Here is a 19,805-nt window from a genome sequence, read left to right as displayed (position 1 = left end):
TCTTGCCCGGGCACGACCGCATCCTTATAAGGCTGAAAATTGCTGCCGGAGCGGTCCATGACATTTGCCCACCGTCACCTTCTGGGTATCGAACAACTCAGACCTGACGACATCACGACCATTCTTGATCTGGCAGATGATTATGTGGCGCTGAACCGCCAGACGGCAAAACACTCTGACGTTCTGGCCGGCCTGACCCAGATCAACATGTTCTTTGAAAACTCCACCCGCACCCAGGCCAGCTTTGAACTGGCGGGAAAACGGCTGGGCGCCGATGTGATGAGCATGGCAATGCAGGCTTCGTCGATCAAAAAGGGCGAAACCCTGATTGATACGGCGATGACACTGAACGCCATGCATCCTGATCTTCTGGTGGTGCGCCATCCGCATTCCGGCGCTGTCGATCTTTTGGCGCAAAAGGTCAACTGCGCGGTTCTGAACGCGGGCGACGGGCGTCACGAACATCCGACACAGGCCTTGCTTGACGCGCTGACGATCCGGCGGGCCAAAGGCCGGTTGCACCGCCTGTCGATAGCGATTTGCGGCGATATTGCCCATTCCCGCGTGGCGCGTTCCAACATCATGCTGCTGGGCAAGATGGAAAACCGCGTGCGCCTGATCGGTCCGCCGACACTGATGCCGGCAGGAATTGCCGATTTTGGTGTCGAAGTGTTCGACGATATGAACCGCGGCCTTCAGGATGTAGACGTCGTGATGATGCTGCGCCTTCAGAAAGAGCGCATGGATGGCGGGTTTATCCCGTCAGAGCGTGAATATTACCACCGCTTCGGGCTGGATGCGGAAAAGCTGGGCCATGCCAAATCCGATGCCATCGTCATGCACCCCGGCCCGATGAACAGAGGCGTGGAAATCGATGGAACCCTGGCCGACGACATCAACCGTTCGGTCATTCAGGAACAGGTGGAAATGGGCGTGGCCGTGCGCATGGCCGTGATGGATCTGCTGATGCAAAGCCATCGTGCTCAACATCAGACGGGCGCAATGTGATGCGCATCCATATCCCGAAAAACGAACGCGGTGTGGTCCGGATCTTTGCAATAGATCTGGATGATTCCGCGCAAGCCGAATTCACGACCCGAAACACCGACGAAGGCCGCGATTTATGGCCCCTGCGTGATGCGTTGGGCGTTGCAGATATCCAGCCCCGGCATGTCGAGATTTTTCCGGTCGCGGATCTGGCCGATATCGGCGTTGCCGGATACCTTGCCGAAGGCTACGCCATTGCGCCGGAAGATATTGAAAAGGTCCGGGCCGCGCTTGAGGCCCTGAAAGGGCTGGTGGTTCTGGTCTGGTCACCTGCCTTTGGTGGCGTGGAAACTGAACTGGAGCCCAAGCCGCCCCTGCGGTTGGTCGCGACCTTGCAGGAACCACAACCCGACATCCGGTTTGATGATCTGCCCGATCAATCGGCAAAGGCATCATCTGGTGTAACGCCGCAAAGAAGCAAAGTGTCAGATGCCGCCATGTCCGGGCGGATTGCGATGCTGGCGCTGATTGTGGCCTTTGCTGTCGTCGGGCTGATGATTTGGGTGGGCGCGCAATGACCGATGCAACCGTCTTTACCAATGCCCGCCTGATCGATCCGGAAACCGGAACAGATGACATTGGCTGGGTACGGACAGAAAACGGCCAAATTAGCGCTGTATCCTATGATGCCCTCCCGAAAACGGTGGAAGGAACACGTATCGACTGTTCCGGTAAATGCCTGGCGCCGGGTATTGTCGATATCGGCGTCAAGGTGTGCGAACCGGGGGAACGGCACAAGGAATCCTATCGCTCTGCCGGGCTTGCTGCGGCGGCGGGCGGCGTGACCACGATGGTCACGCGCCCCGATACCGATCCGAGCATCGACAGCCCTGAAATTCTTGAATTTGTGACCCGCCGCGCGAACCAAGCCGCGCCTGTCAATGTCGTGCCCATGGCCGCGCTGACCAAAGGCAGGCAGGGACGCGAAATGACGGAAATCGGGTTTCTTATGGATGCCGGGGCTGTTGCGTTTACTGATTGCGACCACGTGGTCACCGACACCAAGGTATTCAGCCGCGCGCTGACCTATGCCCGATCCTTGGGCGCGCTTGTGATTGCCCATGTGCAGGAACCGGTCCTGTCACAGGGCGCGGCTGTCACCTCTGGCAAATTTGCATCCTTGCGGGGTCTTCCGGCGGTATCGCCCATGGCCGAGCGGATGGGGCTGGACCGTGACATAGCGCTGATCGAAATGACAGGCGCGCGCTATCACGCCGACCAGATCACAACGGCACGGGCCCTGCCAGCGCTTGAGCGGGCGAAACGCAATGGTCTAGACATCACGGCAGGCGTGTCGATCCATCATCTGACGCTGAATGAATTCGACGTGGCCGATTACCGCACCTTCTTCAAGGTCAAACCGCCGCTGCGTGCGGAAGACGATCGGCTGGCGGTTATCGAAGCTGTCCGCAGCGGCCTGATCGATACGATCAGTTCGATGCACACGCCGCAGGACGAAGAAAGCAAACGCCTGCCCTTTGAAGAGGCCGCAAGCGGTGCCGTGGCCCTGGAAACCCTGCTGCCGGCCGCCATGCGCCTTTATCATGCAGGGCAGTTGGATTTGCCCGCGCTTTTCAGGGCCATGTCGCTGAATCCCGCAAAACGGCTTGGCTTGCCCGGTGGCCGGTTGCAGGCAGGTGCTCCCGCCGATCTGGTGTTGTTTGACCCGGATGCGCCATTTATGATGGATCGCACCACCCTGAAATCGAAATCGAAAAACACACCGTTTGACGGACAGCGCATGCAGGGTAAGGTTATCGCAACCTATGTTGCAGGCCAGCCTGTATTTGAAAGACAGCATTAATGCCCTTGTTTGAAACTTCTGTCGCCGGTTTGCTTCTCTGGGCTCTGATCGGATACGGGCTGGGGTCTATTCCGTTCGGCATGGTGTTGGCACGTCTGATGGGGCTGGGGAACCTGCGCGATATCGGGTCGGGCAACATCGGGGCAACCAATGTATTGCGCACAGGCAACAAACTGGCGGCGTTTCTGACACTGCTGCTGGATGGCGCAAAGGGCGCGGTCGCCGTTGTTCTGGCCCGTATGTTTGCCGGCGAAGACGCGGCCCAGATCGCGGCACTTGCCGCCTTTCTGGGGCATTGTTATCCGGTCTGGCTGGGCTTTCGCGGCGGCAAGGGCGTTGCTACGTTTCTGGGCATCATTCTGGCGCTGGCCTGGCCTGTCGGGCTGGCCTGTTGCGCCGCATGGGCGGCAGGCGCAGGTCTGTCGCGCATGTCATCGATGGGCGCGCTGGTGGCTGCGTCTTCGTCCACTTTTTTCATGGTGTTCATGGGACATGCCGGCGCGCTGCTGCTGGGCGTCATTCTGACAGTTTTGGTGATTGTCCGTCACAAGGACAACATCAAGCGGATCAAGGCCGGAACAGAACCAAAGATCGGCCAGAAAACCTGACGGGTCTGTCAAGAAACCCATCGGCAAGTCGCCGTTGCGCACAAATGTGGTTGCGCCAGATGAATGCGCACACTGCAAGGAGCGCCGGCAATGATTGAACTGAATCTGCCCCTGATCCTGATTGCCGCGCTTTTGGCGGGGGCCAGTCCGGGTCCGGCAACATTGGCGATTGCCGGCACATCCATGACATCGGGGCGGCGCGCCGGGCTGGCCCTTGCGTCGGGCGTGACCACCGGATCATTTGTCTGGTCTGTTTCGGCGGCGTTCGGATTGGCGGCCGTGATGCTTGCCAATGCCTGGGCATTCGAAATCATCCGCTACGCCGGGGCGGGGTACTTGCTGTTCCTCGCCTATAAATCCGCGCGCTCTGCCTTGCAGGGGGCGCAGTTGAAAACGCCTGCTCTCGTTCTGTCGCCGCGTCGCGCCTATTCCAAAGGATTGGCGCTGCACCTGACGAACCCAAAGCATGATCGTGTTTCACGCCTATGCTGTGATTTTTTCCAGCGCCCCGATGATCGCCTGTTACCAGCGGATGCGGCGCGGGTTCGAGGCCGTGTTTGCAATGGCTTTTGGTGCTGCCGCACTGCGCATTCTGACAGCCCGTCTTGCCGCGCCTCAGGGCTGAACCGGCCCACTGCCACAGCGCGGGATGGGGCGGCCCCCATCGGCATAGGCCAGAACCATCGCGATTTCGTCCGGTCCGGGGCCATCGGGCACGCACAGCGTAATGGTATCGAAGTGATCGAAAGACCACGGATTATCCTTGTGACCCAAGGGCAAATCGATTGAGGTGCCCGGCCCGCCGATCTTGACATTCGACGGAATAACCGCTGCACCCCCACCCGCAGCGCCACGCATCGGGGCACCCAATCGCGGGTGAATGACAGCGCCGCCATGCTCCATATCACCGTTGACGCCAACGATCGCCGCCTTGCCATAAGACACCGGTGCTTTGGCAAGCTGCGCAACCGCGTCCTGCGCAAGGGTCTGGCCCAGTTCTGCGCCAATCTCGAACAGTTCCGACAGATCATCCCGGTGACGGCCGGCAAGTGGATTGCGAAAAACGGCAATCGCCGCAACCCGCGTAACTGGCGCGCAAGGCTGTCCCAGCAAATCGGCGGTAATCAGTTCGCGCAGGAAAATGATCTTTCGGGTTTGTACCATTGCGGCTTTCCATCTGTTTCAGGTGGAAACTGTGCACGGTTTATGCCGTTCGGTCGATTGGAAATGCACAATATGCTGAAACCGCCCGCAGCTTCAGTACGAATATTCCTGATAAATACGGGTCAGATTCCCGCCCCATTCACCGTTGTATTTGTCCAGCAATTCGTCGGCAGGCACTTTCCCCGACTCGATGCTTTCTTTCAGCGTGTTCAGAAAGTGGGTTTCATCCGGCACCAAGCCGCCCGCGCCGCTGCGCCCGCGCGCTTTCAGTCCCGCTTCGGACAGCGCCACGACTTCGCGCGCCAGATCGTGCATCTTGAGGCTGCCAACCTGCGCCTGCAATCCGTCGCGTCCGGCGGCAACACGCAGTTCTTCGCGTGTTTCAGCATCCCAGCCCTTGACCAGATCCCAAGCACCATCCAACGCGGTCTGATCATACATCAAACCGGTCCAGAAGGCTGGCAGCGCACACAACCGCCGCCAGGGACCGCCATCAGCCCCGCGCATTTCAATGAATTTCTTGATCCGCGCTTCGGGAAAGGCCGTGGTCAGGTGATCGGCCCAATCCGACAGGGTCGGCGTTTCACCCGGAAGCGCCGACAATTCGCCCCTGAGGAAATCACGGAACGATAGGCCCAGCGCATCGATATATTTGCCATCGCGATACACAAAATACATCGGCACATCGAGCGCGTATTGCACCCAGCGTTCAAACCCGAAGCCGTCTTCGAACACGAAAGGCAGCATGCCGGTGCGAGAATCATCAAGATTGCGCCAGACATAGCTGCGCCATGATTTGTAGCCGTTGAGTTTGCCTTCAAAGAAAGGCGAATTGGCAAACAGTGCAGTTGCCACAGGTTGCAACGCAAGGGACACACGCAACTTCTGCACCATGTCCGCCTCGGATCCGAAATCAAGGTTCACCTGCACCGTGCAGGTGCGGCGCATCATTGCCCGGCCCATCGTGCCCACATGCTGCATGTATTCGTTCATCAGGGCATAGCGGCCCTTTGGCATCAGCGGCATGTCGTCATGCGTCCAGATCGGCGCTGCGCCAAGGCCGATGAATCCGACGCCGACCTCGTCCGCGATATCCTTGACCTCGCGCAGGTGGGTGTTCACCTCGTCGCAGGTTTCGTGAATGGTTTCCAACGGCGCGCCCGACAGTTCCAGTTGGCCGCCCGGTTCCAGCGACACATTCGCACCGTCTTTTTCAAGACCGATCAAGTGGCCCGCCTCGCGCACCTCGGACCAGCCGTGACGGTCGCGCAATCCTTCCAACACCGCCAGAATCGATCTTTTGCCTTCGAACGGCAAAGGTTTCAGCGTGTCTTTGCAATAACCGAATTTTTCGTGTTCGGTGCCGATGCGCCAGTCTTCTTTGGGTTTGCACCCGTCGGCCAGATACTCGGCCAACTGGTCATGATGTTCGATCGGGCCACCGCCGGACTGAGGAATGGACATGCGCGTGCTCCAATCTGAAAAAGCGTTCGGGGCAGTCCTGCGTGGAAACCGTCAGGGTGTCAATGCAGCCGGGCCACGCTTGGGCGCAATGGTGTCTTCTCCCAGATCACAACTGCATGAGCTTTTTTGCCCTTCAGCTCGCCCAGCATCCGTTCGGTGCGCAATCCCGGAAGGGTCGAGAATGCATCGAATAGAGTTTCTGCGCCCTCCGCATTCAGGGGAATGTAAACCGGCGGCTGGCCGGGTTGTTCCAGTATCCAGTGGGCCGGTGTGTTGGCATGATCAAGTGTCACACGCTCCAGATCGGCCAGTGCGATCGCGCCGCCGGACAGGGGGCCGAAATAGGTGATCTGGCCTTCGTCCACCTGCACAACACCCGGTCCGCCACTGCCCACGCGAAACCGTGCGCGTTGCAGGCCCAGAACGACCAGCCCTACCCCGACGGCGCCCGTGACATAGCCGACGATCTGCAAGATGCCGTAGGTGCCAACGATCCAGTAAAGGCCCAGTGCAATCAGCCCGATCCCCACCAGAACCTCGCGCAATCGCCACAGCACCTGCCGCGCGGCCGGCCGTATCAGGCTCATGTCCAGTCCCCCAGGGTGTGTTGCCAAAGGGTCATTGCGGCCACCGCCGCCGTATCCGCGCGCAAAACAAGCGGACCCAGTGAAATCGAGTGCGAAAACGGCAAGGCGCGCAGCCGTTTTCGTTCCGCTTCGGAAAACCCGCCTTCGGGCCCGATCAGGATGGCCCAGGGCCCGCGTTCGCTTATCGGCAGGTTCAACCGCCCGCCTGCTTCGGCTTCGTCACAGAACATCAACTGGCGATCCTGCGGCCAATCGGCCAGCAGACGATCCAGTTTGTGCAGGCCCGTCACCTCGGGAACATAGGTTCCGCCGCATTGTTCGGCGGCCTCCACCGCGTGCGCCTGCAGCCGGTCCTGCTGAATGCGGCCTGCATTGGTAAATTCAGTCTGCACCGGAACAATGCGCGCCGCCCCCATTTCGGCAGCTTTTTCCACGATGAAATCGGTACGCGCCTTTTTGATCGGGGCAAACAGCAGCCATAGGTCTGGTGGCATCTGCAAAGGACGCGTCTGGTGTCGCACACTCAAGACACCACTGCGCTTTGACGCTTCGCTGACCTCTGCCAGCCATTCACCATCTTTTCCGTTGAATACAAGAACAGCGGCCCCGACCGCCTGTCGCATGACGCCAAAAAGATAATGTGCAGCATCGCGCCCCAAAGGAACCGATTGCCCCACCCCCAACGGGTGCTCTACATAAAGCCTGATTTTTGCATTCATAGGCTGATACATATGCAAGGTGATGCGCCAACACCAGATGGACAGGTTGCAGATGCTGTCAAAGGCAACTGGGTAGACCTTTACGCACCCGCGCCGGCCCGCCCCTATCTGCGCCTCAGCCGCGCCGACAGGCCGATTGGCACGTGGCTGTTGCTGATCCCGTGCTGGTGGGGTCTGACGCTTGCGATGCTGTTTGACGGCAAGGCCGGTTGGCATGATGCGTGGATTGCGCTGGGATGCGCCCTGGGTGCGTGGCTGATGCGCGGCGCGGGGTGTACCTGGAACGATATTACTGACCGTGATTTTGATGCTCAGGTGGAACGCACGCGATCCCGCCCGATCCCGTCCGGGCAGGTCAGCACCCGACAGGCGGCCATCTGGATGATCGCACAGGCATTGCTGGCGTTTTGCATTCTGCTGACGTTCAATACGGCGGCCATCGCCCTTGGCGTGCTCGCGCTTTTGCCGGTCGCGATCTATCCGTTTGCAAAACGCTTTACTTGGTGGCCGCAGGTTTTTCTGGGTCTGGCGTTCAACTGGGGGGCGCTGCTGGCATGGACCGCACATACCGGATCGCTGGGGGCACCCGCCGTCGTTCTCTATCTGGCCGGTATCGCGTGGACATTGTTTTACGACACGATTTACGCCCATCAGGACACCGAAGACGACGCACTGATCGGAATCAAATCAACGGCACGCCTGTTCGCTGAAAACACCGCGCCATGGTTGCGCCGATTCCTGATGGCGACGGTCGGATTGATGGGAATTGCCGTGATCTATTCCGCCATCGACAGTGCAAATGTTCTGGGAATGGCGATTGCGCTGGGGGGGCCATGGGCCATGGGATGGCACATGACATGGCAATTGCGCGGGCTGGACATACATGACAACGCCAAATTGCTGCGCCTGTTTCGCGCCAACAGGGACACTGGCATGATCCCGCTGGTGTTTTTCTGCGCAGCCCTGCTGACGTGATTGAATACCCTGCCCCATCGGCGTATCAAACCTGAAAGCAACAAGGTCGAGCCTGTTATCGATGCGTCTTTCCGCACTTTTCATTGTTATCGCCACGTTTGTCGGTGCCGCAGTAATAAGCCTTGTGGCGGCCGGGTTTTCGGTAACGCTGATTGAAGACAATTCCGAAATCGGGGTGCGTGATACACTGGACGCCGAGGGAATGCCCTGGGCTGAAGTACAGGCAGACGGATTGCAGGTTACGCTGTCAGGTGTCGCACCATCCGAAGCGGTTCGGTTCAAGGCGCTTAGCGCGGCAGGCAGTGTTGTTGATGCGGCCCGGATCATCGACAACATGGAAGTCAAGGCAGTGGCCGATCTGGCCCCGCCGCGGTTCTCTGTCGAAGTGCTGCGCAATGATCGCGGCATTTCGATCATCGGCCTGATCCCGTCAGCAACGGATCGCGCAGCCATCGTTGAACGCCTGCAAAAGATGGCCGGAAACGGCGATGTCACCGACCTTCTTGAAACCGCCGATTACAGCGTGCCCGATGGATGGGAGGAAGCGCTGGGATTTTCGCTGACGGCCTTGAAAGACCTGCCGAGATCAAAAGTGTCGGTCACGGCGGGGCGTGTTTCAATCACGGCGATGACCGACAGCGCCGAGGCCAAGCAAAAGGTTGAAGACACTCTGACCCGCGCGGCACCGCCCGGAATTCAGCTGGTTGTTGCGATATCAGCGCCGCGCCCTGTCATCACCCCGTTCACATTGCGCTTTGTGCTGGACGCGGACGGCGCACGTTTTGATGCCTGTTCGGCAGACACCGAAGCATCGGCAGATCGCATTCTGGCGGCAGCAAGAATTGCAGGTCTGGGCGAAAACACAGGCTGCACGATCGGCATGGGGGTTCCTTCGCCGAATTGGTCAAAGGCCGCGGTTCAATCCATTTCCGCAATTGCCGAACTGGGTGGCGGTTCGGTGACGTTTTCGGATGCCGATGTCGCCCTGATCGCGATTGAAGGCACGGATCAAGACATTTTTGACCGTGTGGTCGGAGAGCTTGAGGCCGCTCTTCCGGATGTGTTTGCATTGCATGCCGTGCTGCCAGTTCCCGAAACCGGGCAGAACCAGGGCCCGCCGGAGTTTACAGCCACGCTGAGCCCCGAAGGGCTGGTTCAGCTTCGGGGCCGGCTGAGCGATGAAAACCTGCGCAGTGTCGCCGACAGCTACGCCCAGGCCAGATTCGGGTCGGCCCGGGTGTATACGGCGGCGCGGATCGTTTCCGATCTTCCGCCAAACTGGCCGCTGCGCGTTCTGACCGGGCTGGAAGCCCTGAGCTTTCTTAGCAATGGATATGTCACCGTGACCCCGGACAGCATTCAGGTACAGGGGAACACAGGCAACCCTGATGCAAATGCTGCGATTGCCAGTTTGCTGGCTGAGAAACTGGGGGCCGCAGAAGATTTCAAGATCGATGTCGCGTACCAGAAAAAGCTGGATCCCGTGGCCAGCGCCCCAACGCCCGACGAATGCGAAGCCGAGATCAAGGCGATCATCGATGTTGCCAAAATCGATTTCGAACCGGGATCGTCGCAAATGAACGCCGCCGCGCTTGAGACAATGGATGACATTGCGGAAGTTCTGAAAAAATGCGGTGACATGAAAATCGAAATTCAGGGTCATACAGACAGTCAGGGCCGCGAGGAAATGAACCAGCAGCTAAGTCAGGAACGCGCCCAGTCGGTTCTGGACGAACTGCGCGCCCGGCGGGTATTAACATCATCTTTTTCTGCGAAAGGGTATGGCGAAACTTTACCAATCGCGGATAATGGGACCGAAGAAGGTCGGGAAACCAACCGCCGGATCGAATTCAAACTGATCCGCCCGGCCCCGGCAAAAGCAGAACAGCCCACAGGGCTGGAACGCACGGAAGAAGAAATAACGCCGGAAAACGGCGAAACTGAATAGGGACAGGCGTGTGAGCAGAACAGAATTCATTATTGCAACGGCGATCGTTCTTTTTGTCGCGTTCTGTATGGGCTGGTTTGCCAATTGGCTGATCCACCGGTTCACCCGCGTGAGCCAAAGCGATGTCGGTGAACTGGAAAAGATGAGTCAGGAACTGCACGAAGCCGAAGAAACCCGCGATCAGGCCATCACGTATCTGCAACAACGCGAAGCAGAACTGACCAATCAGCTAAGTCAGACCGAGGCGGAACTGCGCGCTGCAATGGATGGATTGCGTGATGCACGCCACGAAGCCGAAGAAATGCGCGGCTATATCGAACGGATGAATGCCCCGACAGGGTAAAGCGCTACCAGCGGGTCAGGGCCTTTTCGTCTTCATCTTTCGACTGCACCCAATCGGAACCTTCCGCGGTCTGTTCCTTTTTCCAGAACGGCGCACGTGATTTCAGGTAATCCATCAGGTATTCGGCGGCTTCGAACGCGTCTTTGCGGTGTCGGGCAGCGGTTGCAACCATCATGATGATATCCCCTGCTGCCAGCGGGCCGTAGCGGTGAATGACAAGAACGTCGCCCAAAGACCATCGTTCGGCCGCGTCTTGTGCAATCTTTTGCAGCGCCCGTTCCGTCATGCCCGGGTAATGTTCGATGTCCATACCGCGCAGGCCGCCTTCGGCAGTATCGCGCACAATGCCCGAAAACGTGACAATCGCGCCCAGATCATGCCGCCCTGTCGCAAATGCGTTCAGCTCTGCACCGGCGTCAAACGGTTCTGACTGTACCCGCACCTGCATCGTTTACCCACCTGTCATGGGCGGAAAAAACGCCACTTCCGAAGCGTTCCCAATCGGGGCGTCGAAATCTGCCAGTTCCTGATCCACAGCAACCCGCAAGGCGCTGAGATCAGAAAACGCCACATCATAGCGCCCCTCGCGCGCGCGCAGTTCATCAACCAGATCGGCCACAGTGGCCGCCTTGGTTTCAAACGTTTCCTTGGGGACGCCGATCCGTTCGCGCACCCATGCGAAATAAAGAATATCCATCAGCGTTGCTCCTTCAAATGCGGCAAGGCCTTTTTAAGATAGTCCACTCCGGTCAACAGTGTAAGCCCGGCGGCCAGCCACAAAAGCCACAGCCCAATGCGTCCTGCCCATTCCATTCCGGCAAGTTTCCAGCGCAAGCCCTGCAAATCAGCGGCTTTGCCGGACAGAATATCCTGAATCATGTTTGGCTCCATCCCCCAGACGGACATGCCCAGATAATGTTCGAATATGCCCTGCGCAAAAAGCACCGAGATCGCGATCATCTGCAGGGTGGTTTTCCATTTGGCCAGACTGGTGACTTTCAATGTGCCTGCCGTATCGCCCAGATACTCGCGCAGGCCAGAAACGAACACTTCACGAAAAAGGATCACCGTGGCAGGCAGCACAAGCCAGGGCGACATTGACGAATAGCCGACAATGACCATCAAGGCGATGACAACCATTGCCTTGTCCGCAATGGGATCCAGCATCGCTCCCAGCTTGGTTTCCTGCCGCCAGGCCCGTGCAAGATACCCGTCAAACCAGTCTGTTATTGCTGCGCTGACGAACAGGATAAGCGCAAACCAGTCTGCATAAGGTCTTGTAAAATATAAAAACATAACCGCGATACCCGGCGCGGCCAGCAACCGCAGAACGGTCAGAATATTTGGCAAAGTCCATTTCATGAAAAAACCCTACATCGCCAAAGTCGCAGGGGAAAGAATGAACGCAAGGCTCAGGCGCTTTCCACACCAAAAATCGGGTGCGGTTGGCGGGCGTCGTTTGTCATCCGCTAAGTTGCGCTCGAACCGGCGCCAGATTTCGGACCGGTTGCGTCAAACGAAACTGACAAGATGCGTGCCTTGTAGAATGGAAAATAGTCTTCAGTTCCGAAATGGTTTCCGCCTTCCACATATGTGGGCAACCGCACACCATCAAAATCGCGGAAACAGGACAGGGTTCCGCCAAAGGGCTGCCTGCGGAAAAGGTGTTCGGGGTTTTCATTGCTCCATCGGTCAATCACGACGTGGCTGGGGCGTCCATCGGGATCGACGGTAATTTCAACAGATTGCTCAAATCCCTGAAAATGACAGATCGCACGCGCAATCTGATCATCAACAGGTTCCCACGTGATATCCTTACCCGGCAAAAGCGCCGCCGGAGCCCAGAATGCGCTTTCAGCGATCAGGCGGCCAAAGGCGGACAACTGATGATCGCGTGCGCGCCCGACCCGCACCACAGGCAACAGATGAAAGACCCAGAACCGTGTCCACGATGTTTCCGGAAGCAACACATCCGACCCGCTGATCGCGCCAAATTTCAACCTCCACACCAAACCATATGGCGGCGCAAGTATCTGTCGCGCCTGCATCGGGCGGTAATCCGGCGCATCCTTGCGGCCCAATGACAATTCCCCCGTCATCGTCAGAACAGTGTTGCGGTGCAGACTTGCCCCTTCTGAAAATGTATAAAGAAAAAACCGCCGCGCGGGGTCAGGCAGGTCTTTGATGGTCTTCGGATCAAAGGCAACCGCAGCACCATTCGACAGGTCCGCAAGCCGCGTCCAGGCGTTTCGTTCAGCCAGAACATCAGACAAACGCCAAAGCAACAATCCGCACGGGATCAGGCAAACCAGTATGATCACAACAGTCAGCATGGACTGTTTTTACAGCGGCAGCTGTCATAACCCAATGACGCTGCTCAAACGCTAGCCACGTTCATGAAAAAACCCGTAAATGGTTTCGGCCAAAGCGTCAGAAACACCATCAACCGCTTTCAGATCAGCCAGATTTGCCCGCGCAACGGCCTTGGCCGATCCGAAATGCGCCAGCAAGGCCCGTTTGCGCGTGGCGCCAACGCCCGGCACTTCGTCCAACGGCGTTGCACCAATCGCCTTTGACCGCTTTGCACGGTGGGTACCAATGGCAAACCGGTGCGCTTCGTCACGCATGCGCTGCACGTAATACAGCACCGGATCATTGTGGCGCAGGGCGAAGGGGCGCTGACCCGTACGGTAAAATTCCTCTTTACCGGCGTCGCGGTCCACCCCCTTTGCGACACCGACCATCGGAATATCCTGCACAGAATGCGCCCGCATGATCGATTGCACCGCGCTAACCTGTCCGGCACCACCATCGATCAGCAACAGATCCGGCCACATGCCTTTGCTGCGATCAGGGTCTTCCTTGATCAGGCGCTTGAACCTTCGGGTCAGAACCTCTTTCATCATGCCGAAATCATCGCCGGGGGTAAGGTCTTCTCCGCGAATGTTGAACTTGCGATACTGGTTTTTCATGAAACCCTCCGGCCCTGCAACAATCATCGCTCCGACCGCATGTGCACCCTGAATATGGCTGTTGTCGTACACTTCGATGCGGGCCGGCGGTGCAGGCAGATCGAACGCCTCGGCAAGGCCTTTCAATAGCTTTTTCTGGGTTGCGGTTTCAGCCATTTTGCGGCCCAGGGATTCGCGCGCGTTGCGCAACGCCCCGTCTACCAGTTCGGCCTTTTCGCCGCGCTTGGGCACGATCAGTTCCACCTTGCGCCCCGCCTTTTCGCTTAACGCGTTCGTCATCAGATCGGGGCTTTCGATCTCGTTGGACAGGATCAGTTGGCGGGGCGGTTCCTTGCCATCGTAAAACTGGCCCAGAAACGCCTCAAGAACCTCGGCGGCATCGACATCATCGCCCACGCGCGGGTAAAAATCGCGGTTGCCCCAGTTCTGGTTGGCTCGAATGAAAAACACTTGAACACAGGCCTGCCCGTCTTCCAGATGCAGGGCGATCACATCCGCTTCGCGCACGCCACGCGGGTTGATACCTTGCGCGGTCTGCACCTGTGTCAGGGCACGGATACGATCCCGTATTGCGGCAGCGCGTTCGTATTCCATGTTTTCAGACGCTTGCGCCATCTGTGTCGCCAGCGTTTCCTGCACCTCGGTCGACTTGCCGGACAAGAACCGTTCTGCATCGCGCACGGAAGCGGCATAATCCCGTTCCGAGATATGGCCGACACATGGTGCCGAACAGCGTTTGATCTGGTACAAAAGACAGGGCCGTGTTCGCGCATCGAACACGGTATCGGTGCAATTGCGCAGCAGAAAAACCTTTTGCAGCTGGTTCAACGTCCGGTTTACCGCACCCGCGCTGGCAAAGGGGCCGTAATACGCCCCCTTCTCTTTCTTTGCGCCACGATGCTTTTTGATCTGTGGAAACGCATGGTCCTTGGCGACCAGAATATTGGGGAAACTTTTGTCATCACGCAGCAGAACGTTGAACTTGGGCTTCAACTGTTTGATCAGGTTCTGTTCCAGCAACAACGCTTCGGTTTCGGTTTTCGTGGTCAGAAACATCATCGATGCTGTGGCGCGGATCATCCTGTCGATCCGGCTGCTATGGCCACCGGGACGCGCATAATTCGAAACCCGGGCCCGCAGATTGCGCGCCTTACCAACATACAGCACCCGGCTGTCCGCATCGAGCATTCTGTAAACCCCTGGCGCATTGCTCAGCGACTTCAAATAGGACTGAATACAGGCATGACCGGTCACATTTGGGGCCGTCGTTTTGTTGTCAGGTTGTGTCATGATCAACAGATATGATTCTCTGGCTCTGGCTGCAATCTTGACTGGCCCACTGCAAGGCCAAAGGCATCCCCGCTTCTTGTGGATAAGTCTGATGATATCTTTCGGTGATCCGGAAATTTTCGTTGTGTTTTGGTAGCTTCGCCGAACTGCCTAAAATTTAGGCAGCTAAATAACATACTGTTTTTACATGATATTTTTATGAACATTAAGCAAGTCGCTGAAAACAAAGGTCTTTTTGTGACATTTTTGTAAATCACTGCGCCCACGTGCAAAACTTGCACGGGGAATATCACATTTCAACGCCCAGAACGTCCGGTGTCTGCCATCCAAGATGCTGTCCGCCGTCGACACAGATCAATTGCCCCGTCACTGATCGTGCATCCAGAAGGTATCCAAGAGCGGTCGTTATATCCCCCTCGTCCGCGCCCCGGCTCAGAACCGTCGCACGGCGTTGTGCATCAAAATGCGCCTCGCTTTGCCGTGCGCCCTTTAAGGTCGGCCCCGGCCCGATCGCGTTGACCCTGATGGCAGGGGCCAGCGCCTGCGCCGCTGTACGGGTCAGCGCCCAGAGGCCCATTTTGGCCAGCGTGTATGTCATGAAATCCGGCGTCAGCTTGCGCACCCGCTGATCAATCATGTTGACCACAAGACCGGCCGAAACCGGTTCGTTCCGTGTGTCCATCTGCGCTGCCAGGTTTTGCGCTGCCATCGCCTGGGTCAGCACAAAGGGCGCGCGCAGATTGCTTTCCATATGTCGATCCCAGCTTGAGCGGGTCGCGGTTTCAATCGTGTCATATTCAAAGATCGACGCATTATTGATCAGGCAGGTTACCGGCCCGCCCAGCGCATCAACCACAGAAGGCAACAGGGCCTGAACGGCGTTTTCGTCAAGCAGGTCAGCCTGTATCGCGACAGACTTGCGGCCCATCGCCAGAATTTCGTCAACAACGCATTGCGCCTCGGCTTGGGACGTTGCGTAGTGCACGGCCACATCATATCCGCGGCCCGCCATGTACAGCGCCATCGCGCGTCCCAGCCGCCTGCCTGCACCTGTTACCAAACATATCGACATCTCGGTGCGTCCCCTTCAATCCGTTAGATCAACACCACTGTCAGATAGACCAAATAAAGTGCGGTCAAGCCGATGCCCCAGGCCTTTGTGATGTCACGCCGCCAGTAGACAAACGGGATCAACATGATCGATGCCGCCAGCATGACCCAAAGATCAAAGCGAAGGAACTCCGGATCCACGCTGATCGGCCCGACAAGCGAAGCTATTCCGATGATCGCCAGCAGATTGAACATGTTCGACCCGATCACGTTGCCCAGCGCAACATCAGCCTGTCTGCGCAACGCGGCCATCACGGTGGTTGCCAGTTCGGGCAATGACGTTCCGATGGCAACCAGCGTCAGGCCGATCACGGTGTCGCTGACGCCATAGGTTTTCGCAATAACGGTTGCATTGTCCACCAGCAGATCAGCACCCAAGGGAAGACCGATCAGACCCAGAACCAGAAAAACGGCGATCTTCCACCACGGCATATCCGGATCGGCACCTTCGACATCTGCCTCGATACTGTCATTGGCTGTCTTGTGGGCCCGCGCATCGCGAAATGCATCACCCAGCACCAGCGCCAGCACCGACAGCAGAACCAAACCGCTGATCCAGTCGAAAACACCGCGAAACGCCAGCGCTATAAATATAAGCGACGAGGCGATCATAAAGCCGAATGTCTTGCGCGTGTTGCATTCGCTTGTGTGCAAGGTCGCCAACAGCGCCGGTATGCCCAGAACCAGCAACACATTCGCCGTGTTCGAGCCAACAACATTGCCCAGCGCAATGCCCGGCGCATTGTCCAGCACCGCCTGGATCGAAATCAGCAATTCCGGTGCGGATGTACCAAAGGCCACGATAGTCAGGCTGACGATCAACGCCGGCACGCCCAATCGAAGACTAAGATTCACCGCGCCCTTAACAAGCGCGTCACCGGCAAGCAGCAGGATAACAAGGCCCAGGATTACTAAAAGCCAGGCAATCACAGCTTATCCTTTTCCCTGGCCGCACGAACACGGCCCCTTGCCGATCCGGAATTTTCCACAGTGGCGGCAGCGGGCAGATGCCAGCCGTTTCTGGCCCGGCAAGGTGATTTTGCCGAACATGGCCAATACACCCATAAAGACCAGAAACAGGATGACGATCTTGAATATCACGTCACAGCCCAAACCGCGCATATTGTGCGCGTTCTTCCAGTCCGGCCAGCGCGTCCTGGGTCAGTTGCAGGCCGAATTTCTGCAGGAAGGGCTTGCGTATGCCATAACGACGAAAGCGAACCTTGTCGCCAAAACATTCTTTCATCTTGGGTTGAAGATGGCCGATGCCGTCAATCAAACCGACCTCTTGCGCCTTGTGACCCACCCATATTTCACCTGTAAACAGGTCTTTTTTCTGGTCAAGCTTGTCGCCGCGGCGGCTTTTGATATGCGCGATAAAGGTGCCGTGGATATCGTTCAGAATTTCTTTGAGCCGTGTCACATCTTCCGGTTTTTCCGGGCTGAACGGGTCGAGCATGGATTTCGACTTTCCCGCGGTATAAACGCGGCGTTCAACGCCCTGCCGCGCCAGAAACACATGCGCCCCGAATCCCGCCGAAATCACCCCGATCGATCCGATGACCGAACTGTCGTCGGCCCATATTTCATCCGCCGCAGCTGCCAGCCAATACCCACCCGACGCGGCCACATCTTCGACAAAGGCAAAGACGGGGATGTTCTTTTCTTCCGCAAGGCGCCGGATACGCGCCCCGATCAAGGAAGACTGCACCGGTGATCCGCCGGGGGAATTGATTTCAAGCGCAACCGCATCCGGCTTGCCGCGCGAAAACGCCTTTTCGATGATCGGCGCCATGCCGGCATCGCTTAACGATCCGCGCCCCGCCATTCCAATGGCACCGGCCAACCGGATGACGGCGACCGTCGGGTGCGATTTGATAAAGGGAAGCCGTGCTCTCATGTATGCCCATGTATATTTCAGCGCAGCGACAAACAAGGCAGCGATGCAATATCGTTCTTCATCTTTTCAAAAATACTTGAAAGCAGGTCCGGTTCCGCACGATCCCGTCCGCTTACTTGCGCAACCGCCATCCGGTTCTGAAAATCCAGCCGATGACAGCCAGACAAAGCAATGTGAACCCGGCAATCGCAAGCAGGCTTAACCCGATGGGAACGTCTGCGGTGCCAAAGAATGACCAGCGAAAACCCGAAATCAGGTACACGACCGGATTGAACAGCGTGATCGTCTGCCAGACCGGCGGCAGCATAGAGATCGAGTAAAACGACCCGCCAAGGAAAACCAAAGGGGTGACAATCAGCAACGGGACAAGCTGCAACTGTTCGAAATTGCCCGCCCAGATCCCGATAATGAACCCCATCAACGAAAAGGACAGGCAGGTCAGTACCAGAAACAGGATCATCGCCAACGGATGTGCAATCTGCAGATCAATGAAAAATCCGGCCGTGACAAGAATGACCAGACCAATAAATAGCGATTTCGTCGCAGCCGCCCCGACATAGCCCATGACAATTTCCAGAAAATTCACCGGCGCCGAAAGCAATTCGTAGAACGTGCCGATGAATTTCGGAAAATAGATACCAAAGGACGCGTTTGAAATTGCCTGCGTCATCACCGACAGCATGATAAGGCCGGGAACGATAAAGGCCCCATAGCTGATACCTTCGACCTCCTGAATACGGCTGCCGATCGCCGCCCCGAAAACCACAAAGTACAGCGATGTTGAAATCACAGGAGAAATGAAGCTTTGCAACAGCGTGCGGAAAAAGCGCGCCATTTCGTAAAGATATATCGCTTTCACAGCCGTTAGGTTGATGACGCATCCTCCTGCACAAGATTGACGAATATGTCTTCCAGACTGCTTTGCTGGGTTTGCAGATCGCGCAGAACCAGACCGGCGCCGGCCAGATCGGCCAGCAGCTTGGTGATGCCTGTCCGGTCGCTCTTAGTATCATAGGTATAGATCAGGCTGAGTTTGTCAGCGCCCAGTTCCAGTTGGTAATGCGACAGGGCAGCGGGTATTTCAGGTGTCTTGTTCTGGATGTGGATCACCAGCCGTTTCTGGCCCATTCGCGCCATCAACGCGGTTTTGTCTTCCACCAGAAGCAGGGCACCCTTGTTGATCACACCCACGCGATCCGCGATGGCTTCGGCTTCTTCGATGTAATGCGTCGTCAGGATGATCGTAACGCCGCTGGCTTTCAAACCGGCAACGATATCCCACATGTCCTTGCGCAGTTCGACATCAACACCGGCTGTAGGTTCATCCAGAAACAGGATGTCCGGTTCATGGCTTAACGCTTTGGCAATCAACACGCGGCGCTTCATACCGCCCGACAGTTCCATGATGCGGTTGTTGCGTTTGTCCCAAAGTGACAATTGCCGCAATATCCTTTCAAGGATGGCATCATCGCGGGCCTTCCCGAACAGTCCGCGCGAAAATCGGACCGTGTTGATCACTTTTTCAAAAGGCTCAAGCGCGATTTCCTGCGGCACCAGCCCGATCATCGCGCGCGCAGCGCGGTAGTCTGTCATGATGTCATGACCGGCAACCGTGACAGAGCCGGATGTCGGTGTGGTGATGCCACACACGGTAGAAATCAACGTCGTCTTGCCAGCACCGTTTGGTCCCAGCAGCGCGATGATTTCGCCCTTTTCGATCTGCAGGCTAACGCCCTTTAGCGCTTCGAACCCGTCGTCATAGGATTTGCGAAGGTCGCGGATGTCCAGCACTGGTGCCATGAAGTCAGAAAGCCTTGGTTGTTTGCGCGAACCCTAAAAGGCAAACCCGCGATTGGATACCGCGCAATTGCACA

At 57.4% G+C, this 19,805-nt stretch carries 23 protein-coding genes and 1 pseudogene; 9 read left to right on the top strand and 15 right to left on the bottom strand.

From position 1 onward, the window contains the following. Positions 1–57: 57 nt before the first annotated feature. The 6 genes and pseudogenes from OLX72_RS08890 (at position 58) to OLX72_RS08865 (ending at position 4,084) form a co-directional block, all read left to right on the top strand. Positions 58–1,008 (top strand): aspartate carbamoyltransferase catalytic subunit, encoded by a 951-nt coding sequence (locus OLX72_RS08890; protein WP_114871533.1) that lies wholly within the window; start codon positions 58–60, stop codon positions 1,006–1,008. After that, positions 1,008–1,565 (top strand): hypothetical protein, encoded by a 558-nt coding sequence (locus OLX72_RS08885; RefSeq protein WP_114871534.1) that lies wholly within the window; start codon positions 1,008–1,010, stop codon positions 1,563–1,565. The genes OLX72_RS08890 and OLX72_RS08885 overlap by 1 nt, the downstream gene beginning before the upstream one ends. Continuing rightward, positions 1,562–2,851, top strand: coding sequence for a dihydroorotase (gene pyrC, locus OLX72_RS08880; RefSeq protein WP_114871535.1), 1,290 nt, complete (start codon positions 1,562–1,564; stop codon positions 2,849–2,851). Before OLX72_RS08885 ends, pyrC begins: the two co-directional genes overlap by 4 nt. Further along, entirely contained in the window at positions 2,851–3,459 is a 609-nt protein-coding gene (plsY, locus tag OLX72_RS08875) for a glycerol-3-phosphate 1-O-acyltransferase PlsY (protein WP_114871536.1), read from the top strand. The genes pyrC and plsY overlap by 1 nt, the downstream gene beginning before the upstream one ends. A gap of 63 nt (positions 3,460–3,522) precedes the next feature. After that, positions 3,523–3,864 (top strand): annotated as a pseudogene (locus OLX72_RS08870) (LysE family translocator); the annotation flags it as partial. 61 nt (positions 3,865–3,925) lie between these two features. Continuing rightward, positions 3,926–4,084 (top strand): hypothetical protein, encoded by a 159-nt coding sequence (locus OLX72_RS08865; protein WP_433990493.1) that lies wholly within the window; start codon positions 3,926–3,928, stop codon positions 4,082–4,084. On the opposite strand, the gene OLX72_RS08860 is transcribed toward OLX72_RS08865, so the two are convergent. The 4 genes from OLX72_RS08860 to OLX72_RS08845 all read right to left on the bottom strand — a co-directional run bounded on the left by OLX72_RS08860 (position 4,075) and on the right by OLX72_RS08845 (position 7,393). Then, complete coding sequence (locus OLX72_RS08860) at positions 4,075–4,623, bottom strand: amino acid synthesis family protein (RefSeq protein WP_433990293.1); 549 nt, start codon at positions 4,621–4,623, stop codon at positions 4,075–4,077. The two genes, OLX72_RS08865 and OLX72_RS08860, sit on opposite strands and share 10 nt — an antisense overlap. A 93-nt stretch (positions 4,624–4,716) precedes the next feature. Next, entirely contained in the window at positions 4,717–6,087 is a 1,371-nt protein-coding gene (locus tag OLX72_RS08855; protein WP_433990292.1) for a glutamate--cysteine ligase, read from the bottom strand. A 59-nt stretch (positions 6,088–6,146) separates the two neighbouring features. Then, positions 6,147–6,674 carry a hypothetical protein gene (locus OLX72_RS08850; protein ID WP_114871539.1) on the bottom strand — a complete coding sequence of 176 codons (528 nt, stop codon included), beginning with the start codon at positions 6,672–6,674 and terminating at the stop codon, positions 6,147–6,149. Then, complete coding sequence (locus tag OLX72_RS08845; protein WP_114871540.1) at positions 6,671–7,393, bottom strand: 16S rRNA (uracil(1498)-N(3))-methyltransferase; 723 nt, start codon at positions 7,391–7,393, stop codon at positions 6,671–6,673. The genes OLX72_RS08850 and OLX72_RS08845 overlap by 4 nt, the downstream gene beginning before the upstream one ends. A gap of 12 nt (positions 7,394–7,405) precedes the next feature. On the opposite strand from OLX72_RS08845, the gene ubiA reads away from it, so the two are divergent. From ubiA to OLX72_RS08830, 3 genes are all read left to right on the top strand, one after another. Further along, positions 7,406–8,368, top strand: a complete 963-nt coding sequence (gene ubiA / locus OLX72_RS08840; RefSeq protein ID WP_114871541.1) for a 4-hydroxybenzoate octaprenyltransferase — start codon at positions 7,406–7,408, stop codon at positions 8,366–8,368. 61 nt (positions 8,369–8,429) lie between these two features. Then, positions 8,430–10,316, top strand: coding sequence for an OmpA family protein (locus OLX72_RS08835; protein ID WP_114871542.1), 1,887 nt, complete (start codon positions 8,430–8,432; stop codon positions 10,314–10,316). A 10-nt stretch (positions 10,317–10,326) separates the two neighbouring features. Further along, positions 10,327–10,659, top strand: a complete 333-nt coding sequence (locus tag OLX72_RS08830; protein WP_114871543.1) for a hypothetical protein — start codon at positions 10,327–10,329, stop codon at positions 10,657–10,659. 4 nt (positions 10,660–10,663) lie between these two features. Here OLX72_RS08830 and OLX72_RS08825 read toward each other — a convergent pair whose 3' ends face one another. The 11 genes from OLX72_RS08825 to OLX72_RS08775 all read right to left on the bottom strand — a co-directional run bounded on the left by OLX72_RS08825 (position 10,664) and on the right by OLX72_RS08775 (position 19,731). Beyond that, positions 10,664–11,107: a molybdenum cofactor biosynthesis protein MoaE gene (locus OLX72_RS08825; protein WP_114871544.1), complete on the bottom strand. Its 444-nt coding sequence runs from the start codon at positions 11,105–11,107 to the stop codon at positions 10,664–10,666. A 3-nt stretch (positions 11,108–11,110) separates the two neighbouring features. Further along, positions 11,111–11,356, bottom strand: a complete 246-nt coding sequence (moaD, locus tag OLX72_RS08820; protein WP_114871545.1) for a molybdopterin converting factor subunit 1 — start codon at positions 11,354–11,356, stop codon at positions 11,111–11,113. Then, a complete protein-coding gene (pgsA, locus tag OLX72_RS08815) occupies positions 11,356–12,021 on the bottom strand; it encodes a CDP-diacylglycerol--glycerol-3-phosphate 3-phosphatidyltransferase (RefSeq protein WP_114871546.1) in 666 nt (221 codons plus the stop codon). The genes moaD and pgsA overlap by 1 nt, the downstream gene beginning before the upstream one ends. A 107-nt stretch (positions 12,022–12,128) precedes the next feature. Then, entirely contained in the window at positions 12,129–12,992 is an 864-nt protein-coding gene (locus tag OLX72_RS08810) for a DUF6544 family protein (protein WP_433990291.1), read from the bottom strand. 51 nt (positions 12,993–13,043) lie between these two features. Then, positions 13,044–14,921 (bottom strand): excinuclease ABC subunit UvrC, encoded by a 1,878-nt coding sequence (uvrC, locus tag OLX72_RS08805; protein WP_114871548.1) that lies wholly within the window; start codon positions 14,919–14,921, stop codon positions 13,044–13,046. Positions 14,922–15,210: 289 nt separating this feature from the next. After that, positions 15,211–15,993: an SDR family oxidoreductase gene (locus OLX72_RS08800; RefSeq protein ID WP_114871549.1), complete on the bottom strand. Its 783-nt coding sequence runs from the start codon at positions 15,991–15,993 to the stop codon at positions 15,211–15,213. 23 nt (positions 15,994–16,016) lie between these two features. Then, the gene (locus tag OLX72_RS08795; protein ID WP_114871550.1) at positions 16,017–16,961 is read right to left on the bottom strand and encodes a calcium/sodium antiporter; all 945 of its coding nucleotides are present in this window, start codon (positions 16,959–16,961) and stop codon (positions 16,017–16,019) included. 3 nt (positions 16,962–16,964) lie between these two features. Beyond that, complete coding sequence (locus OLX72_RS08790) at positions 16,965–17,153, bottom strand: hypothetical protein (protein ID WP_114871551.1); 189 nt, start codon at positions 17,151–17,153, stop codon at positions 16,965–16,967. Further along, positions 17,134–17,931 (bottom strand): S49 family peptidase, encoded by a 798-nt coding sequence (locus OLX72_RS08785; RefSeq protein WP_114871552.1) that lies wholly within the window; start codon positions 17,929–17,931, stop codon positions 17,134–17,136. The genes OLX72_RS08790 and OLX72_RS08785 overlap by 20 nt, the downstream gene beginning before the upstream one ends. 112 nt (positions 17,932–18,043) lie before the next feature. Continuing rightward, positions 18,044–18,805 carry an ABC transporter permease gene (locus OLX72_RS08780; protein WP_114871553.1) on the bottom strand — a complete coding sequence of 254 codons (762 nt, stop codon included), beginning with the start codon at positions 18,803–18,805 and terminating at the stop codon, positions 18,044–18,046. Beyond that, positions 18,796–19,731, bottom strand: a complete 936-nt coding sequence (locus OLX72_RS08775; protein WP_114871554.1) for an ABC transporter ATP-binding protein — start codon at positions 19,729–19,731, stop codon at positions 18,796–18,798. Before OLX72_RS08775 ends, OLX72_RS08780 begins: the two co-directional genes overlap by 10 nt. Between the last annotated feature and the right edge of the window lie 74 nt (positions 19,732–19,805).

Source organism: Sulfitobacter sp. TBRI5 (genome assembly GCF_051013555.1).
In the GTDB taxonomy this organism is placed as follows: Bacteria; Pseudomonadota; Alphaproteobacteria; order Rhodobacterales; family Rhodobacteraceae; genus JL08.
This window is presented reverse-complemented; position numbering and strand designations above follow the sequence as displayed.

Excerpts from the sequence above, each read along its gene's own strand:
- OLX72_RS08890 (WP_114871533.1), top strand. The coding sequence starts at position 58 with ATGACATTTGCCCACCGTCACCTTCTGGGTATCGAACAACTCAGACCT.
- OLX72_RS08885 (WP_114871534.1), top strand. The coding sequence starts at position 1,008 with ATGCGCATCCATATCCCGAAAAACGAACGCGGTGTGGTCCGGATCTTT.
- pyrC (WP_114871535.1), top strand. The coding sequence starts at position 1,562 with ATGACCGATGCAACCGTCTTTACCAATGCCCGCCTGATCGATCCGGAA.
- plsY (WP_114871536.1), top strand. The coding sequence starts at position 2,851 with ATGCCCTTGTTTGAAACTTCTGTCGCCGGTTTGCTTCTCTGGGCTCTG.
- OLX72_RS08865 (WP_433990493.1), top strand. The coding sequence starts at position 3,926 with ATGATCGTGTTTCACGCCTATGCTGTGATTTTTTCCAGCGCCCCGATG.
- OLX72_RS08860 (WP_433990293.1), bottom strand. The coding sequence starts at position 4,623 with ATGGTACAAACCCGAAAGATCATTTTCCTGCGCGAACTGATTACCGCC.
- OLX72_RS08855 (WP_433990292.1), bottom strand. The coding sequence starts at position 6,087 with ATGTCCATTCCTCAGTCCGGCGGTGGCCCGATCGAACATCATGACCAG.
- OLX72_RS08850 (WP_114871539.1), bottom strand. The coding sequence starts at position 6,674 with ATGAGCCTGATACGGCCGGCCGCGCGGCAGGTGCTGTGGCGATTGCGC.
- OLX72_RS08845 (WP_114871540.1), bottom strand. The coding sequence starts at position 7,393 with ATGAATGCAAAAATCAGGCTTTATGTAGAGCACCCGTTGGGGGTGGGG.
- ubiA (WP_114871541.1), top strand. The coding sequence starts at position 7,406 with ATGCAAGGTGATGCGCCAACACCAGATGGACAGGTTGCAGATGCTGTC.
- OLX72_RS08835 (WP_114871542.1), top strand. The coding sequence starts at position 8,430 with ATGCGTCTTTCCGCACTTTTCATTGTTATCGCCACGTTTGTCGGTGCC.
- OLX72_RS08825 (WP_114871544.1), bottom strand. The coding sequence starts at position 11,107 with ATGCAGGTGCGGGTACAGTCAGAACCGTTTGACGCCGGTGCAGAGCTG.
- moaD (WP_114871545.1), bottom strand. The coding sequence starts at position 11,356 with ATGGATATTCTTTATTTCGCATGGGTGCGCGAACGGATCGGCGTCCCC.
- pgsA (WP_114871546.1), bottom strand. The coding sequence starts at position 12,021 with ATGAAATGGACTTTGCCAAATATTCTGACCGTTCTGCGGTTGCTGGCC.
- OLX72_RS08810 (WP_433990291.1), bottom strand. The coding sequence starts at position 12,992 with ATGCTGACTGTTGTGATCATACTGGTTTGCCTGATCCCGTGCGGATTG.
- uvrC (WP_114871548.1), bottom strand. The coding sequence starts at position 14,921 with ATGACACAACCTGACAACAAAACGACGGCCCCAAATGTGACCGGTCAT.
- OLX72_RS08800 (WP_114871549.1), bottom strand. The coding sequence starts at position 15,993 with ATGTCGATATGTTTGGTAACAGGTGCAGGCAGGCGGCTGGGACGCGCG.
- OLX72_RS08790 (WP_114871551.1), bottom strand. The coding sequence starts at position 17,153 with ATGCGCGGTTTGGGCTGTGACGTGATATTCAAGATCGTCATCCTGTTT.
- OLX72_RS08785 (WP_114871552.1), bottom strand. The coding sequence starts at position 17,931 with ATGAGAGCACGGCTTCCCTTTATCAAATCGCACCCGACGGTCGCCGTC.
- OLX72_RS08775 (WP_114871554.1), bottom strand. The coding sequence starts at position 19,731 with ATGGCACCAGTGCTGGACATCCGCGACCTTCGCAAATCCTATGACGAC.